The sequence below is a fragment of the Cryobacterium sp. HLT2-28 genome (genome assembly GCF_004402495.1).
GTDB classification, from domain to species: domain Bacteria; phylum Actinomycetota; class Actinomycetes; order Actinomycetales; family Microbacteriaceae; genus Cryobacterium; species Cryobacterium mannosilyticum.
The window spans coordinates 40,907-55,685 of record NZ_SOFH01000012.1; the positions used below are offsets into that span (position 1 = coordinate 40,907).

Consider the following 14,779-nt stretch of genomic DNA (forward strand, 5'->3'; position numbering starts at 1 on the left):
CCGCTGGCCAGAGCCTCAACCAGGGTGACAGTCGGCTCGAGCGGGGCCACGTCGGTGTCCATCGGCAAGTCCAGCCCGCGAGATTGATTGCCCCCGATGTGTGACGGACTCGCCCCGAGATGCGACTACATCATAAGAGAATCTCTGCGGAAACCGACCCCGTGAGCTTCGCTTCCGGCGTGCCCTTTTTCGACGAGTTGTCGGGCACTGTCGCCGACGATTCGCTGTCCCCCGCTTTGCTGTCCACCGCCACACCCCGCACAATTTGAGGAGCTCCTGCCATGGTCACATCCGACTCAACCCGTTCCGATCGCAGTCGCGATACTCGCGATCGCGATGAAACCGTCGCCGCCGTGCCGGTGAACACCGCGACGCCGGTGAACACCGCGACGCCGGTCAACACCGCAGCGCCAGTGCACAGCGCAGCGCCCACCAGTACCGCAGCGCCGGTAAACACCGCCGTGCCCACCAGCAACGCCGTGCCCACCGAAACCGGGCGCGCAGAAACCGGGCGCACTGACAACGGGCTCACGGTTCGCGACGATGTCGTCAACCGCGAGAAGGCCCGCTTCGGCGGGATCAAATGGGGAGCCGCATTCTTCGGCTGGCTCACCGCCACCGGCACCGCCGTCATCCTCACCGCCCTGTTCGCCGGCATCGGCACGGTCGTCGGTTTCAATTCAACGGATTCGGCCGATCAGGCGGCCGGAGCCGCCGCCGACAACGCAGACACCCTTGCGCTGATCGGCGCGATCGCGCTCGCGGTCGTCGTGTTCCTTTCCTACCTCTGCGGCGGCTACGTCGCCGGGCGGATGGCGCGCTTCAACGGTGCCAAACAGGGCGTGGCGGTCTGGGTCTGGGCCATCATTATCGCGTTCATCACCGCGATCATCGGCGCCATCGCCGGCAGCCAGCTCAACGTGCTGGAGAACATGAACAGCCTGCCCAGCATCCCGCTCAATGGGGGAAACCTGACCGCAGGCAGCATCATCACGGCGCTCGTCGTCGTGGTAGTCAGCCTCGCCGGCGCGATCCTCGGCGGCCTCGCCGGAATGCGCTTCCACCGTCGCGTCGACCGTGAAGGGCTCGGGCGCTAGCCTGCCGGCTCACCAACCCCACCCGCGTTCGGACACCTGGTAGGGGGAAAGGAAACTCGCATGATTGACAAGAGCAACCTCGACTCTCTCTTCGGCGCAACGGTCACGGATGCCGATGGCGACAAGATCGGCACCGGCGCCGACTCCGCCGGTGTTGGCGTCTCCGCTGACACGGATGGCCGCGCGCCCCGCGAACCGCGGGCAGCGGAGTAACACCGGACACCAGCACGAATCACCAACACAGAAGGTGGCTGGGCAGGGTAACCGGCCCAGCCACCTTCTGTGCCCAGCACCCCTTGATTGCAGTCGAAAAGAGATCACCATGGCCCGCTTGCTCAAATTCCTTCCTGTCGTCGTGACTCTGGTCACCAAGTACCTGCGCAGTCCGCAGGGAAAGGCCGCGCTCCAGAAGCTGCGGTCTGCGCGTCGTCAGCCGAAGAACGCCCGCACGGCCCGTCGCGGGTACTGAGCCCGGTGATGGCTGCCGGCGATGAAGCATCGCAGGCAGAAAGCGAAGGGACATCCGTTCCTTCCGACCCCGTCACCGTGATTGACTCCGAAGAGCAGGTGCGCTTCCGCTTGGCGAGCATCCCGATCTAAGGGGTGCGGTTCGAGCGATACATCGTGTCGGAGGAACGCGTCATCACCGTCGTCGTGCAGCGAGAAGAGGTGCGCCCGGTTCGTGAGCCGATTCCGTCCGGCGAGCAGGAACAGGTCGACGTGGCGCGGCACGCAGCGGCGAGTGGATTTCGCGACGGGCTCCCTGAGAAGGTCCTGTGACGGCACCGTGCAACCTATGCCGGGCATGAGAAATCGGCGTCGGCCCCCGTCATAAGGAGTATCTGCCGCGCATTCCCGTGCGGGACGAAATCGCACCGATGAGGAGTTCACTGTGACTGGACGCAATACTTTTGTTCGAAGCCTGCACGACCTGGGGTTGGCCGTGTGGTCCGGCGGCGCGCTGATGGGGGCCGTCGGCCTCAACGGGAGCGCAGCGACGGCGAAGAACCCGCGGGAGCGGGTGGCCCTGGCCAGTGAAGGATGGAAGAGGTGGGCGCCGGTGCAGGTGGCCGCGCTCGTCGCCCACGGCGTGGGTGGTGCGGGTCTGATCCTCGGCAACAAGGCACGTCTGGCAGGTCAGCCCGAAGGGCGTGCGAACACGATCGTGAAGCTTGCTCTCACCGGCGTGGCAGCAGGCACAACCCTGTACTCCGGCATCCTCGGCAAGAAGATGGCCGAGCACTTCGGAGAGCCCACCGACGGAACCACCGAGGCCGGGGCAGGCACGTCGGCGGAGGTTGAAGCGCTTCAGCGCCGGCAGCGCGTGATGCAGTGGGTGACTCCCGCCGTGACGGCCGTCTTGATCGTTCTGGCTGCCCAGCAGGGCGAGCAGCAGCGCCCGGTCGTCGGGTTGCTCGCGCGCTTCACACCCCACTCCCGCTGACCGGGTCTCGCCCGCGGTGATTGAGCTTGTCGAAATCCCGGTGGTTGGGTCTCGACAGGCTCGACCACCGGTCCGGTGATCGAACCTGTCGTCACACCGGGCCAAATCGACCGCGTGTTTAGTCGATGCTGGCTACGGTCACGGTAATCGAGTCGATGACGGCGACATCGGCCAAGCCCGCACTCGCGGCGATTGCGTCATACACGTTCCGGCACACCTCAGTTGACGAGTCGGCGCTGGCGACCCCGATGCTTGCGGCCACCTTGAGTCCGTCTTTCCCCGTGGTCACCGCGACGAGGGTAGGAGTAGCGGCGCGCTCTGTGGGGGCGTCACCGCCAGTGCCGACGACAGCAGAGACAGCGGAAACCGTGGAGGTAACCGTGGAAACAACCGCCGAGACGACGGCGGCAACGACCGTGACAAGGACCGGCGACGCGGGGTAGACGGCGGTCACCCCAGGAACGGACCTCACGACTGACTCCAGCTGCCCGGCTAATTCGGCGGGATCTGTCATGGCTGTGAATCTCCGACTTCGGGCTCAGGCTTTGTCAGGAAGATGTCGCGAACGGTGACGTCTATGCCAGCGATGGTGAGCTCGGTGTGGCTGTGGAGCGCGCCGAGGAGCGTGGCGCGCAAGGTGTCTGCGAGTGCGGGGATGTTCTCGCCCTTGTACATGTTGGCGTCGACGGTGACGGTGACCGGGGCCCCCGGCGTGGTGACATCCCCGTCCAGCCGGCATCGACCGACGATGATGTTCTCGACGCTGTCGCCCGTAGAGCGTAAGAGCCCGCGCACGGCCCCTTCGGTGACCAAAAGCCGGGCTGTGGGCGCCGAATGCGAGATCGGGATGTCTCGCCCCGACCGAGAATCTCGAACGATCCCCTGCAAAATGGTGGCGACCCAGCTGTCGTCGCGCACCGGCGCGCGGGTTGCCTCTTCCTGCACCATCGAGCCCATCGCTCCGTGCAGCCGCTCCAAGGAGGCGAGCGCCATCTGGCAGGCCGCGGACTGGTCGATAGCTGGGTCGGCAGGCTCTTTGCCTCGGTCGAGGTAGTCGCTGAGTTCTTCGATGGTGTGGCCGTCGAGGTGATCAGGCTCGTCGTCCGCCGCATACCACGGCTGACTGGAGTCGGGCGTAGGGGATAAGGTCATCGCCACACCTCCATTTCACGAATCAGGGTTTTGCGCGCTCGAGCCAGAAGGCCGCGCACGGTCGAGACCGGCAGGTCGAGCTCTTCAGCGATCTTGACGTAACTGTAGTCCGCAAACTCTTTCAGTTCCCAGCATCGTCGCTGATCCTCCGGAAGCGCCGTGAGTACCTGGGAAAGCGCCTCGCTGCGTGAGCGTGCCTCCACCAGCCGCGTCGGAGAATGATCCTCCGATGCCGGCACGTCGATGTCGTCGAGGTTGGAGTGATGTCGCCGCGCGCGGATCCGATCGATGCTCTTGTGGTTGGCGATGCGCATCAGCCAACTTCTTACCAGCGCGGGGTTCTCCAGAGTCGGCAGCTTCGCCCACGCGGTGATGAAGGTGTCCTGCACGACATCGTCCGCGTCGTGGCTGGAACCGAGGATGCGGGTCGCGTACGCACGCACTAACGGGCCGTGCCGGCGCACGAGCACTTCAAAGGCTCGAAGGTCGCCATCGACGGCGCGGTCCACCAGGGTGTGGTCGTCGGCGTGCTCAAGCAGCGCCCTGCTTCTGCTGTCTGGAATAGTCGCCCTCGATTCACAGGAAACTGTAGCGCCCAGGTGTGACGAACACGTCGCGGCATTCGACTACATCATAACTACCCAAACGCGCCCCTCGCGGGCACATAGTCAAGGAGCGTTACTCATGGCCAATCCCACATCGTCAGCGCCTTCCTCCGCACCCACCACCGCCACGACGGCCAACGGCCGCGGCAAGACGGTGATCAACGACGCTGTGGTGGCGAAGGTGGCCGGCATCGCCGCCAGCGAGGTCAGTGGCGTGTACGCCCTCGGCGGCGGCGCCGCCCGCGCGCTCGGTGCCATCCGCGACGCCTTGAACACCTCGGATGCCGGGCAGGGCATCAGCGTCGAGGTTGGCGAGACTCAGGTCGCCGCCGACGTCACCATTGTGGCGGAGTACCCCGTCGCTCTGCAGGATGTGGCCGAGCGGGTGCGTTCCGCAGTGATTCGGGTCATTGAGGACCTGGTCGGCATGGAAGTCACCGAGGTGAACGTGAACATCAACGATGTGCACCTGCCGACCGATGACAAGGACGAGAAGGCCGAGGCTCGGGTCCGGTGAGCACCCTGGCGAAAACGGGGGCCGTGTTCGGGGCCATCCTCGCCCTGACCTGGGCGGTCCTGGGCTTTTGGTCCTTCCTGTTAGTGGCCATTGCCATGACGGTCGGCGCCCTCGTCGGCCGCATCATGGACGGAGAACTGAACGTGACGAACCTGGTGGAAGCCTTTCGGGGCAAGCGTTCATCGTCATGACCGTTCTCACTCCGGCGCCGACAGCCCGCCCCGGGCTTCCGTCGGCAGCGCTTGCGGCGAGGACGGTTAGCCGCGGTCGGACCACGGTCTCAACCCGGGCCTTGAACCGACTGGTCTGTGCGGTTGCGGCTGACGAACTCGGCGTCAACCCGTCAACGGTCGGCGCAGAAATAACGGATGACCTTGGCAAGCTCGCGCTCACCGTCAGCGCACCCATCCGGATCGTCTCACTCACCCAGGTGCACCGAGACCCCTCGGTCGTGCGGCGGATGGGCGGCACAATCGTAGACCGAGCCGAGCGGGCGCGGCAGCACATACAGCATCGCGTCGGTGAGCTGACCGGTTCCACCCTGTCCAAGGTGACCGTGCGGCTGACCGGCGCCGACATTCAGCCAGAGAGCCGCGTGAAATGACCACGTATCGTTCGACCTACCAACGAATCAGCCGTCGCGAGTTGCACTCGCCGCGATCGGTTGCCGCGATCACCCTTGCGATCCTGGCCATTGTCGTTCTCGGGTGGCTCATCATCGAAATCGTGTCAAATCTGCTCGGCCGGCCGGGCCTCCTCGCCACCCCCGCCGGTATGGTGGGCGCGGTGGCAGGCATCTCCTCCGCACCAGCCGTGCTGATTGCCGGGCTCGGTGCGGCCGGCGTGCTCCTCGGGCTGCTTCTCCTCGTCGTAGCCGTCACCCCTGGCCGGCGTTCACGCCACTTGCTCCAATCCGAGCGGGCGGCGACTATCGTCGACGACGAGGTGATCGCCTCCGCGTTGGCTCGCGAAGCCGCCCGGGTTGCCGGGTTGGCGCCAGACAACGCCAGGGTCACCGTGACACGTGGGCGAGCACTCGTGCACCTCACCCCCACCTCGGGAACTGCGATCGACCAGCAGGCGGTGCTCACGGCCGTGCGCAATCAAATCGACACCTTCGGGTTGCTGCGCGACCTTCGAGCCGAAATCACCGTTGCCCCCAACGGGAGGGTGGGCGCATGAATTCCACCAATCGCGTACTCAACCGCGGCTTCATTTTTCTGGTCGGACTGCTCATTCTGGCCACTGGCACGGTCCTGGCCCTGGTGGCGCTCGTTCCGGTCGTGCGCGAGCGCTGGGCTGCTGCGACGAAGGCCGTCATTGACACGGTAACCCGCTGGCTGAAGGCCACCCCACTGCCTGAATTCGCCGGCCCGCTCATGGGCAGCTGGTTGTGGCTGCTAGCCATTGCGGCGGGAGCACTACTCATCGCCGCGCTGGTCGTCTTCAGCGTGCGTCAGGGCCACGGCCATACCAATCGACTCGCCTCGGTGAGCGGGAACGGGAACGCGAACACCGGTGCGGTCATCGTCGAGGCCAAGGTCGCCGAGCACGCCATTCAGGATGCCTTGGCCAACCGCCCGGAACTTGTCGCCGCCCACGTCTCCACCTACCTAGTGAAGCGCCAATCGGCATTGAAGGTGGCGATCACCTGCCGCCGCGGAATCTCGCCGCGGGAGGCCAGCCGCATTGTCAACGAGGTGCTGGTGGCTTTTGACGAGCTCCTCGGTCTGCAGCTGCCCGCGCTCGTGCAGATCAGCGGCGGCTTTCGCGCACGCACCACGACGGTCGCCCGCCTGCGCTGATGTTCGGCGCTGCCCTCGTCAGGACGGATACGTACCCGGCTGCGGAACATCATCAGCAGGTGGCTAGGCGGGAAGTCACTGTCCCGCCCAGCTACTATCTCCGCCCGGCCCGGCATCACCCCTGCTACAGTGCCTTTTGAATCCACACGGGGGCAGCGGCCGAACAGCCGTTGGACTGTACTTCCATTGCGCGAGAGGGGTAACACCATGAAGGCATCAGCGAAACTCGGCGCCAACTTGCAGTCGGTGCTCGTCGACTTGATCGAGTTGCACGTGCAGGGCAAGCAGGCGCACTGGAGCGTCGTCGGCAAGAATTTCCGCGACCTGCACCTGCAGCTCGACGAGATCATCGACGACGCCCGCCTGTTCTCCGACGAGCTCGCCGAGCGGATGCGCGCGCTCGACGCCCTGCCCGACGGCCGCAGCGAGACGGTCACGGCGACCACGCACCTGCCGAAGTTCCCCGCGGGAGAGGTGGACACCACCGAGACCATCGGACTGATCACCGACCGGCTGGGTGCGACGGTCGACAACATCCGTGCCGTGCACGACAAGGTCGACGAGGAAGACCCGACGAGCGCCGACATCCTGCACGGCGTCATCGAGAAGCTGGAACAGTACGCCTGGATGGTCAGCGCCGAGAATCGCACCCCGCGTAAACCGACGGCCAAGTCCCCGACCAAGCCAACCAGCAAGGCCTGAACCAGCGACCCTGACTACAATCGAGCACCAGGTCGTATGCGAATCGAGGACCCATGATCGTGCACAGCGCGCCGGTGACGGTGCCGGCCGGTAAGTCGCCCTCGCCGGAACTCGCGCGCATCGCGGAGGCGGCCCACGCTGTCGATGGTGACGCCGGCCGGGCGCGCGAGCTTGCCCTCGAGCTGGGCGTAGCGGTGGCCGGGCCGGGCCACGGCTCGACGCTTCGACTCTTCGAGACTCTTGCCACGCTCGCCGCGTCCGACCTCACGTCCGCCAGGGTCGTGGAGGCGCACCTGGACGCTCTCGGCATCCTCGATCAGGCCGGTGCCGACCCGACGGCCCTGGCCGGCTCGCCGCGCGCCAGCTGGGGAGTGTTCGCAGCAGAGGCGCCAGGGGTGAGCCTTGCGGCGGTGTCAGACTCCGGACGATGGCGGATCGATGGCACGAAACCGTGGTGCTCCCTCGCGGGATCCCTGACGGACGCCCTCGTCACCGCCCACACGGCGGACGGGCACCGACGATTATTCGCCGTGCGCCTGGGCGATCCTGGCGTCGTCATCCGCGACGCCGGCTGGGTGGGGTACGGCCTTCCCGGAGTGCCGAGCGGGCCTGTGGACTTCACCAATGTCGCCGCCACCCCGATCGGTGCGGACGGGTGGTATCTGAACAGGCCCGGCTTCGCCTGGGGCGGGATCGGCGTCGCGGCCTGCTGGTGGGGCGGCGCGATCGGGATCGCCCGCCGGGTGCACGCCGCCGTCGCCGAACGGCAACCCGATCAACTCGCCCTGGCCCATCTCGGCGCCTTGGATGTCGCCCTCGCCGCAGCGGGGGCTTCTCTCGCGGCCGCCTCGGTCGCGATCGACGACGGCACGGCGACCGGCGCCGCAGGAGAACTGCTCGCGGCGCGTGTGCGCGGAATTGTCGCGCGCACGGTAGACGAGGTGATCGGTCGCACCGGCCGGGCGCTCGGCCCCGCCCCGCTCGCTTTCGAAGCTCGTCACGCCCGCCGTGTCGCCGATCTGCAGCTCTACGTTCGCCAGCACCACGCGGAGCGTGACGATGCGGCGCTCGGCCGGCTGCTCCTCACCGGTGGCTCCGCGCCGTGGTGAGCTTCAGCCATCACGACGACGGTGCGCCCGAGTCGGTCTGGGGCTCCGCGGCCTGGGCGGAAATGCTCTCCCCGCTGAGCTGCGAGGGCCTGGAGCGCCTTGTCGTCGTCGCGGCGCACCCCGATGATGAGACCTTTGGCGCGGGTGGCCTCATTGCGCGAGCGTCCCGGCTTGGCGTGCGCATCTCGGTTGTGGTGCTGAGCAATGGGGAGGCATCGCACCCGCTTTCGACGACGCACGACCGGGCGCAACTCGCGGCCCTTCGTCGGGTCGAAGTGACGGCTGCGCTGGCCAGGCTCGCCCCCGGCGCGAGCCTGCGTCTGCTTAACTTGCCCGACGGTGCGCTCGCGGATCACCGGGAAGAGATCGCCGCGCTGCTCACCGCCGATCTCGGCGACGGCGGCCGCGGCACCTGGCTCGTTGCTCCGTGGCGATCGGACGGGCACCCGGATCACGCTGCCGCCGGCGAGGCAGCGCTTTCGGCCGCCCGCACAGGCGGGGCCCGACTACTCGAGTATCCGATCTGGGCATGGAGCTGGGCGAAGCCCGAGGACCCAGTGTGGCCAGCCCACGCATTGCGAAGCCTCGCTGTCGAGCCGGCGGACCAGGCCGCGAAGGCATCTGCGATGTCCCTGCACCGCAGCCAGGTGCAGGCGCTATCCGCGCTGCCAGGGGACGAGGCGATTATCCGGCCCGGGTTCATCGCGCACTTCACTCGCGCCCAAGAGACCTTCATTGAGACGAAGGCCATCGAGACGAGGGCCGAGTCGACGGCCGACGGCGCGGACAGCCTTCCACGCCCGTTCTTCAACGATTTCTATGTGGGGGTGACCGACCCGTGGGGGTTCGAGACGCGGTGGTATGAATGGCGCAAACGCGCGCTCACTCTCGGCGCATTGCCTCGGGAACGGTTCGGGGCCGCCCTCGAATTGGGCTGTTCGATCGGGGTGCTTACTGCAGAGCTCGCCCGCCGGTGCGACACCGTGCTCGGCGTCGACATCGCCGAGCGACCGCTCGAGCTCGCGCGCGCCCGGCTTGCCTGGGCTCCCGGCGTCACATTCGAGCGGCGTACCCTTCCCGCCGACTGGCCCCCCGGAACCTTCGACCTGATCGTGCTCTCCGAGGTCGGCTACTATTTTTCGGCCCCTGACCTGCGGCAGTTGATTGAGCGCTGTCGCAGCAGCCTCGCCCCCGCCGGGGCGCTCGTTGCCTGTCACTGGCGGCATCCAGTGCCAAACTACCCGCTGAGCGGTGACCGCGTGCACGAGGAAATTGGGAGGCTACCGGGGTTCGAACGTACTGTGCAGCACCGCGAACGGGACTTCGTGCTTGAGGTCTTCGAGCCGACACCGGCCACCTCGGTCGCTGAACGCGAGGGACTCACACCGTGACCGGGACCATCCGGATCGAGCGGATCGCGGTCGTAGTTCCCGCCCGCAACGAGGAGCGGCTCCTCCCGCGATGCCTGGATGCCCTGAGCAGGGCGGTCACGGCCGTGGGCTCCGTCGGGGATCCGTGTCCGCCCGGGGTATCCGTCGTCATCGTACTTGATCGTTGCACCGATTCCTCCGCCGAGGTCGCCGCCGGTTTCCCCAAGTTCGTGGCCATCCGGACGAACCTGGGAGCTGTCGGGTCCGCACGACGGGCCGGCGTCCGCGAGGTCGTACCAGCCCGGCATCGTACCCGCCACACGTGGATCGCCACGACGGATGCCGACTCCGCGGTCCCGGAAAATTGGCTGACGACGCAGCTGACGTTCGCCCGAAACGGTGTTGACCTTGTCCTCGGCACGGTCCGCCCCGATGAGTGCCTTGCAGCTGCGGATCAGGAACGGTGGCTGGCACAGCACGAGCTGGTCGAGGGGCATCCGCATGTTCACGGCGCGAATCTCGGAGTGCGGGCGGATCGCTATTTCGCGGCCGGGGAATTCGCCCGCACCGACGCGCACGAGGACGTGCGCCTGGTCGGGGCGCTTCGTGAGTTGCGCGTGCGCGAGATCAGCACCGCGCGGATCGCAGTGCTGACGAGCGGCCGGCTCGCCGGGCGTGCCCCTTCGGGCTTCGCCGGGTTCCTGCGCGCACACGTAAACGCTGCACCGGACAGTGCCGCATCGAACCGTACTGCGGAGAACAGTGCTGCCGAGAGCGGTGCTGCCGAGAACAGCGAGGGCTTTGTCACGACGGGCGGGTAGGGGTTAGCCGCCGGCCCGGCGGACACGACGGCCGCCGTCGACAGGAATTTTCGCGACCTTGACCCGCGGTCGAACACCGAAGCGCTCGCGCATCTGGCGTGGGCGATCGGGTATCGCTGTGCCCGTCACCATGTCGCTCAAGCTGGGGTCAGCTCACGAAACGGAATAAATATCACGCTCAAAGTTTTCCGGGTCGGCGCAGCCGCCATCCAAACCAGTGGAGGTGGTGCCTATTTGCGGGAGCAGGGGATCTATTCCTCGCAGATCACCGAGTGGCGACAGCTCCGCGACGCGGGCGTGCTGGCGGGGAAGAAGCCCGGGGAGAGGATTGGCCGGTTGACGCCGGAGCAGGCCGTAATGCGCGTCTACCGGCAAAGCCATCGCCGACCTAGCCTCGCGATGACTGGAGACCGTGAATGATCCCGCGTCACCACTGACAACCACCACGTCACCATCCTGACGAAAGCCCCGCCAGAATCCACTGGCGGGGCTGCCTCACGACCCAGCATGGTCACCAGACGCCACGCCCCCAACGTCAAATAACGCGACGGGCGACAACACAAGGCACCATAGCTCTGGCTGCCGAAGCAGCAGTTCATTTGAGAGGTGGACGTGGGTTGTCGGGGCTGATCCAGTGAGGGCCCCGCGAACCTCTCTCGGTTCTGCAACAAGTGCTGTGCTGACGTGCAGCGGGCAAAGTTGGCCGGTGGCACGGTGGCACGGTGGCACGGTCGGACGCGAGCACTGTCGCATCCGCCCGGGCCACCCAATCACGGTGATGTCGGGCTATGGCGCTTTAGCGCCCGGTGTTCATCCGGCGCGTGGTGCCGGTGTCGGCGGAGTTCAGACTGTTCTGAACCTTGTTCTTCGCCTGCTCAGCCTGCTCCTTCACGCTGGGGGCGTTTCGGGCTTCTGCCTGCATTTTGGGTGCCTCTTCCTCGGCCTTGGTGAGGTAGGACTCCCAGCGGGCCTGCATCGGCTTGATCAGGCCGCCGCCGGCCCCCACGATGACGACGCCGGCGATGATGGCGAGCACGGCGATCAGGATCGGCGTGGTCACGGTGGTGGCAACCTCGATTTGGTTCAGTGCGGCCGTCACGCCGAGGAACAGGATGAAGATGCTGGCGATGTTGGCGAGGACCTTGCCGTAGGAGAGTCCGCCGAGCGTGCCCTGGATCAGGGTCTTCACACCCGCGGCGATGGCCGCGGCGATGACGATGATGACGATCGCGACGATGATCTTGGGCAGGAAGGCGATGATTCCGGCGAGCAGGTCGCTTACGGGGTTCGACCCGAACACTCCGAACGCGAACTGCAGGACGAACAACACCAGGGTGTAGTACAGGATCTTGGCGATGATGTCCGACGCGTCAAGGGAGGAGCTCGCGAGGGCCTTCTTCACGCCGCCGCGCTCAACGACACGGTCGAAGCCCACCTTTTCGAGCAACTTCGCCAGAGCCTTCGAGATCAGCTTCGCCACGATCAGGCCGACGATCAGGATCACCAGGAACAGCAGCAGTTTCGGGACGAAGTCCACGACAGCGGCCAGCCCTACTGCGAGGGCATTAGTGAATTCGTTTGACATATCAATCTCCAGGGTTGAGTCGCGCCGATGACGGCAGGGGAATGGGCAGGGGGCGGCATGGCTTGGTGCACCGCGTCCCTCTCTCTCTCTGAGGTAGCCGAGGCCCGAGGTCCACTGATCGCACATCTCGAATGACGAAATAGCTACACCTAGGACGCACGGACGGGATGATTCCTCACGCGCGCACTCAAAGTGCGCCGATCCGAACGCGTAGGCGCGTTAGTTGATGGTGGCGACGATGATGGGCCACGGGCGTTGCATAGGCCGTTACCGAATGGCGATGCTGAGTGCCCCGGCCAGCCAGCGCTCGACGTCGTGCTGCGATCGCAGCCTAACCACGACGAGGTGTGGGTACTCCAATCCCAGCAGCGGCACCTGCACGTCGTACTTCCGCCTGGGCGAGATAGCCCACCGCACGATGTGCTCACGGTCGGTGAAAAGCGTTCAAAATGGTGCCTCGACATTGCCGTTCCACAATTGCGTCGAAGTTGAACTGCTCCATGAGAGAAATGAGGGTGAGGATCACCGCGATCAAGATATGAAGGACGGCCAACAAGACTGCGACGCTGACGTCAGTCCCTGACGTTCTTCGGGTGGTGCCGTCACCGGTTTCGGGATAGAACAGTGTCACCGGAACTGCATCGTGGGCCTGATACGACTTTTGAGTGTTGGGGACCGCCGGTGCGGTAGCACCCTCGATGAAATGGAGACATCAGCATGACGGAGATCACTGCACACCACGGATTGTTCAAAGACACTAACCTGCACGTGGACGACACCGGCGGGTCGGGCCGCCCTGTAGTCCTAATCCACGGATGGCCGCTCTCGGGTGAAGCATGGAAGGACCAGGTGCCTGCGCTCCAGCAGGCCGGATATCGGGTCATCACCTACGACCGCCGCGGGTTTGGTCGCAGTGACAAACCCGCCCGGGGTTGCACCTACGACACGCTGACCGAGGACCTGCACACTCTTCTCGCGCAGATGAACCTGAACGACGTGACCCTAGTCGGGTTCTCCATGGGCGGCGGCGAAGTGGCCCGCTACTTCAGTAAGTACGGCGACCAACGGCTACGCAGCGTGGTCTTTGCCTCTGCTGTCCCCCCCTATATGATGCAGGGCGATGGCAATCCCGACGGCCCCCTGACGCCGGAAGCCGCCGCGAAGATGACTGCTGACCTGACTCAGGACGAAGACTCGTTCTACGACGGGTTCACACGCGATTTCTTCTCGGTGAACGGTGAGCTGAAGGTCACTGAAGCGCAACGCCAGGAGGCCCTCGCCCTCTGCAGACAGGCCGACAAGACAGCAGCGCTTGCTTGTATGGCAGCGTTTGGTGGAACTGACTTCCGCGACGATCTGCCCCAAGTGACCGTTCCGACACTGGTCCTTCACGGCGACGGGGACGCAGTGGTTCCCTTCGCGGGTTCCGGACAACGCACCCACGCCGCACTGCCGGGAAGTGACCTCTACGTAATCTCCGGCGCACCGCACGGATGTAACGTCAGTCATCCCGACGAATGGAACACCGCCCTCCTCGCCTTCCTCGCCAAATAGCTCTCTTTGTGCGAGGACCCAGTACCCGGTCAGGCCCTCCCAGCGGGCCGGGTGGGCGTCTTCTTGGATGGTTTACGTGGGACCCGGTTTTCAGCGCTGACCATCCAAACGAACTGCTCCAGCTTCTCGATGACTCCGTGCAGAATGTCCGCGCTGGTGGGGTCTTCCGCATCGACCGCATCGTGCACGGCGCGAATGTTCCCCACCGTGACCGTGAGGCGTTCAGTGATCAGGACAACCGTCTGCCCCTTGTCAACATTTCCGGTGGCACCACCGGCTGGTGGTGCCGGGTGTCGCGGGAAGGGCGGGGCAATGATTCAGGAGTCTGCTAAACGGGCTCATCAAGTCCGATACTGCTGGGCCTGCGGCACCAATCCACGGTTCCCGTGGAAGCCCTTCACGCCACGCTGATATACAGGTTCGCGACACTAAGTCTGATCGGCTTCGACCGCGGCACTTCCTATCTTCCAGCGCTGCTCAGCCCAGCCACAAGCCGTTTCCTTCCACCACCACGCCGCGAAGCGGCGCCTCCGCTGATATACGCGGGTTGGTTACCGCAGGGCGAAGTGTTCGGCAGGAGAGGAGCCGCTGGTCTAGAAATCGGGCGTCGCCAGGGGAAAGAAATGGTGACGTGCGGCATTGAGGAGGAATTCTTCCTCGTCGACAGGTCGAGCCTGGAACCCGTGTCCGTCGCAGAGGGCGTTCTAGATGATCTTGCCTCGGAATCAACAGCATCCGGTCGAGTCACAGGCGAGTTCCTGGCGAGTCGAATCGAATGGTTGACGCAGATCCTGACCGAGATGGAATCAGCGGTGACCAGCCTGGCGAGGTTCCGTGCGCAGTTGGATTCCGCAGCTCGGCTGCATGGCGTGATGGCCGTCGGAACGGGCACGCCCTTCGACGTTCCGGCTACGCCAACGGTTGCGGAAGGCGATCGGTACCGCCGAGTCGTCCGTGATGTTCGCGGGGTTCTTCGCGATCTCCCGGTGGTCGAGCTCTCCCGGTGGTCGATCTAGTC

General features: G+C 65.6%; 22 protein-coding genes and 1 pseudogene. 17 read left to right on the forward strand and 6 right to left on the reverse strand.

Annotation, left to right across the window (positions count from 1 at the left end):
* Window positions 1-130: 130 nt before the first annotated feature.
* The gene (locus E3O48_RS05725; protein ID WP_134537651.1) at window positions 131-469 is read right to left on the reverse strand and encodes a hypothetical protein; all 339 of its coding nucleotides are present in this window, start codon (window positions 467-469) and stop codon (window positions 131-133) included.
* Between E3O48_RS05725 and E3O48_RS05730 the strand changes: the two genes are divergently transcribed.
* The 5 genes from E3O48_RS05730 (at window position 462) to E3O48_RS05735 (ending at window position 2,541) form a co-directional block, all read left to right on the forward strand.
* Entirely contained in the window at window positions 462-1,097 is a 636-nt protein-coding gene (locus E3O48_RS05730) for a hypothetical protein (protein WP_134537652.1), read from the forward strand. The two genes, E3O48_RS05725 and E3O48_RS05730, sit on opposite strands and share 8 nt — an antisense overlap.
* A 60-nt stretch (window positions 1,098-1,157) precedes the next feature.
* Window positions 1,158-1,310: a hypothetical protein gene (locus E3O48_RS17585; protein WP_166788627.1), complete on the forward strand. Its 153-nt coding sequence runs from the start codon at window positions 1,158-1,160 to the stop codon at window positions 1,308-1,310.
* Between the two features lie 109 nt (window positions 1,311-1,419).
* A complete protein-coding gene (locus E3O48_RS17590) occupies window positions 1,420-1,566 on the forward strand; it encodes a hypothetical protein (protein WP_166788628.1) in 147 nt (48 codons plus the stop codon).
* A gap of 155 nt (window positions 1,567-1,721) precedes the next feature.
* Window positions 1,722-1,877 carry a hypothetical protein gene (locus E3O48_RS17595; RefSeq protein ID WP_166788629.1) on the forward strand — a complete coding sequence of 52 codons (156 nt, stop codon included), beginning with the start codon at window positions 1,722-1,724 and terminating at the stop codon, window positions 1,875-1,877.
* Window positions 1,878-1,989: 112 nt separating this feature from the next.
* Window positions 1,990-2,541, forward strand: coding sequence for a hypothetical protein (locus tag E3O48_RS05735; protein ID WP_134537653.1), 552 nt, complete (start codon window positions 1,990-1,992; stop codon window positions 2,539-2,541).
* 118 nt (window positions 2,542-2,659) lie between these two features.
* On the opposite strand, the gene E3O48_RS05740 is transcribed toward E3O48_RS05735, so the two are convergent.
* Genes E3O48_RS05740 through E3O48_RS05750 form a run of 3 tightly spaced genes read right to left on the reverse strand, consistent with a single transcriptional unit; the run spans window position 2,660 to window position 4,202 of the window.
* Window positions 2,660-2,995 (reverse strand): hypothetical protein, encoded by a 336-nt coding sequence (locus E3O48_RS05740; protein ID WP_134537654.1) that lies wholly within the window; start codon window positions 2,993-2,995, stop codon window positions 2,660-2,662.
* Window positions 2,996-3,051: 56 nt separating this feature from the next.
* A complete protein-coding gene (locus E3O48_RS05745; RefSeq protein ID WP_134537655.1) occupies window positions 3,052-3,693 on the reverse strand; it encodes a hypothetical protein in 642 nt (213 codons plus the stop codon).
* Entirely contained in the window at window positions 3,690-4,202 is a 513-nt protein-coding gene (locus E3O48_RS05750) for an RNA polymerase sigma factor (RefSeq protein WP_370249269.1), read from the reverse strand. The genes E3O48_RS05745 and E3O48_RS05750 overlap by 4 nt, the downstream gene beginning before the upstream one ends.
* 175 nt (window positions 4,203-4,377) lie before the next feature.
* Here E3O48_RS05750 and E3O48_RS05755 point away from each other — a divergent pair, with 175 nt between their 5' ends.
* The 10 genes and pseudogenes from E3O48_RS05755 to E3O48_RS17960 form a co-directional block, all read left to right on the forward strand.
* Window positions 4,378-4,815 carry an Asp23/Gls24 family envelope stress response protein gene (locus E3O48_RS05755; RefSeq protein WP_134537657.1) on the forward strand — a complete coding sequence of 146 codons (438 nt, stop codon included), beginning with the start codon at window positions 4,378-4,380 and terminating at the stop codon, window positions 4,813-4,815.
* Window positions 4,812-5,006 carry a DUF2273 domain-containing protein gene (locus tag E3O48_RS05760; protein ID WP_241982416.1) on the forward strand — a complete coding sequence of 65 codons (195 nt, stop codon included), beginning with the start codon at window positions 4,812-4,814 and terminating at the stop codon, window positions 5,004-5,006. The genes E3O48_RS05755 and E3O48_RS05760 overlap by 4 nt, the downstream gene beginning before the upstream one ends.
* 101 nt (window positions 5,007-5,107) lie before the next feature.
* A complete protein-coding gene (locus tag E3O48_RS05765) occupies window positions 5,108-5,419 on the forward strand; it encodes a hypothetical protein (protein ID WP_174774761.1) in 312 nt (103 codons plus the stop codon).
* On the forward strand, window positions 5,416-5,997 hold the full coding sequence (locus E3O48_RS05770) for a DUF6286 domain-containing protein (protein ID WP_134537658.1): 582 nt from the start codon (window positions 5,416-5,418) through the stop codon (window positions 5,995-5,997). Before E3O48_RS05765 ends, E3O48_RS05770 begins: the two co-directional genes overlap by 4 nt.
* A complete protein-coding gene (locus tag E3O48_RS05775; protein WP_134537659.1) occupies window positions 5,994-6,620 on the forward strand; it encodes a hypothetical protein in 627 nt (208 codons plus the stop codon). The genes E3O48_RS05770 and E3O48_RS05775 overlap by 4 nt, the downstream gene beginning before the upstream one ends.
* Before the next feature lie 78 nt (window positions 6,621-6,698).
* Window positions 6,699-7,322: a Dps family protein gene (locus tag E3O48_RS05780; RefSeq protein ID WP_370249297.1), complete on the forward strand. Its 624-nt coding sequence runs from the start codon at window positions 6,699-6,701 to the stop codon at window positions 7,320-7,322.
* Window positions 7,323-7,375: 53 nt separating this feature from the next.
* Window positions 7,376-8,431, forward strand: coding sequence for an acyl-CoA dehydrogenase (locus tag E3O48_RS05785; RefSeq protein WP_134537661.1), 1,056 nt, complete (start codon window positions 7,376-7,378; stop codon window positions 8,429-8,431).
* On the forward strand, window positions 8,425-9,822 hold the full coding sequence (locus E3O48_RS05790) for a bifunctional PIG-L family deacetylase/class I SAM-dependent methyltransferase (RefSeq protein WP_134537662.1): 1,398 nt from the start codon (window positions 8,425-8,427) through the stop codon (window positions 9,820-9,822). Before E3O48_RS05785 ends, E3O48_RS05790 begins: the two co-directional genes overlap by 7 nt.
* On the forward strand, window positions 9,819-10,622 hold the full coding sequence (locus tag E3O48_RS05795; protein WP_241982417.1) for a glycosyltransferase family 2 protein: 804 nt from the start codon (window positions 9,819-9,821) through the stop codon (window positions 10,620-10,622). Before E3O48_RS05790 ends, E3O48_RS05795 begins: the two co-directional genes overlap by 4 nt.
* Window positions 10,623-10,826: 204 nt before the next feature.
* Window positions 10,827-10,997 (forward strand): annotated as a pseudogene (locus tag E3O48_RS17960) (IS3 family transposase); the annotation flags it as partial.
* 421 nt (window positions 10,998-11,418) lie between these two features.
* Here E3O48_RS17960 and E3O48_RS05800 read toward each other — a convergent pair.
* A complete protein-coding gene (locus E3O48_RS05800; RefSeq protein ID WP_134537663.1) occupies window positions 11,419-12,207 on the reverse strand; it encodes a hypothetical protein in 789 nt (262 codons plus the stop codon).
* Window positions 12,208-12,631: 424 nt separating this feature from the next.
* A complete protein-coding gene (locus E3O48_RS17865) occupies window positions 12,632-12,838 on the reverse strand; it encodes a hypothetical protein (RefSeq protein ID WP_134537664.1) in 207 nt (68 codons plus the stop codon).
* Between the two features lie 86 nt (window positions 12,839-12,924).
* Here E3O48_RS17865 and E3O48_RS05810 point away from each other — a divergent pair, with 86 nt between their 5' ends.
* Both E3O48_RS05810 and E3O48_RS05815 read left to right on the forward strand, forming a co-directional pair.
* Window positions 12,925-13,761, forward strand: a complete 837-nt coding sequence (locus tag E3O48_RS05810) for an alpha/beta fold hydrolase (RefSeq protein WP_134537665.1) — start codon at window positions 12,925-12,927, stop codon at window positions 13,759-13,761.
* A gap of 386 nt (window positions 13,762-14,147) precedes the next feature.
* Window positions 14,148-14,777, forward strand: coding sequence for a glutamate-cysteine ligase family protein (locus E3O48_RS05815; RefSeq protein ID WP_134537666.1), 630 nt, complete (start codon window positions 14,148-14,150; stop codon window positions 14,775-14,777).
* The last annotated feature ends 2 nt before the right edge of the window (window positions 14,778-14,779 follow it).

What these genes read in the sequence shown, in the direction of transcription:
- E3O48_RS05770 (WP_134537658.1), top strand. Translation starts at nt 5,416, where the DNA reads ATGACCACGTATCGTTCGACCTACCAACGAATCAGCCGTCGCGAGTTG.
- E3O48_RS05755 (WP_134537657.1), top strand. Translation starts at nt 4,378, where the DNA reads ATGGCCAATCCCACATCGTCAGCGCCTTCCTCCGCACCCACCACCGCC.
- E3O48_RS17585 (WP_166788627.1), top strand. Translation starts at nt 1,158, where the DNA reads ATGATTGACAAGAGCAACCTCGACTCTCTCTTCGGCGCAACGGTCACG.
- E3O48_RS05775 (WP_134537659.1), top strand. Translation starts at nt 5,994, where the DNA reads ATGAATTCCACCAATCGCGTACTCAACCGCGGCTTCATTTTTCTGGTC.
- E3O48_RS17590 (WP_166788628.1), top strand. Translation starts at nt 1,420, where the DNA reads ATGGCCCGCTTGCTCAAATTCCTTCCTGTCGTCGTGACTCTGGTCACC.
- E3O48_RS05785 (WP_134537661.1), top strand. Translation starts at nt 7,376, where the DNA reads ATGATCGTGCACAGCGCGCCGGTGACGGTGCCGGCCGGTAAGTCGCCC.
- E3O48_RS05800 (WP_134537663.1), bottom strand. Translation starts at nt 12,207, where the DNA reads ATGTCAAACGAATTCACTAATGCCCTCGCAGTAGGGCTGGCCGCTGTC.
- E3O48_RS05745 (WP_134537655.1), bottom strand. Translation starts at nt 3,693, where the DNA reads ATGACCTTATCCCCTACGCCCGACTCCAGTCAGCCGTGGTATGCGGCG.
- E3O48_RS05810 (WP_134537665.1), top strand. Translation starts at nt 12,925, where the DNA reads ATGACGGAGATCACTGCACACCACGGATTGTTCAAAGACACTAACCTG.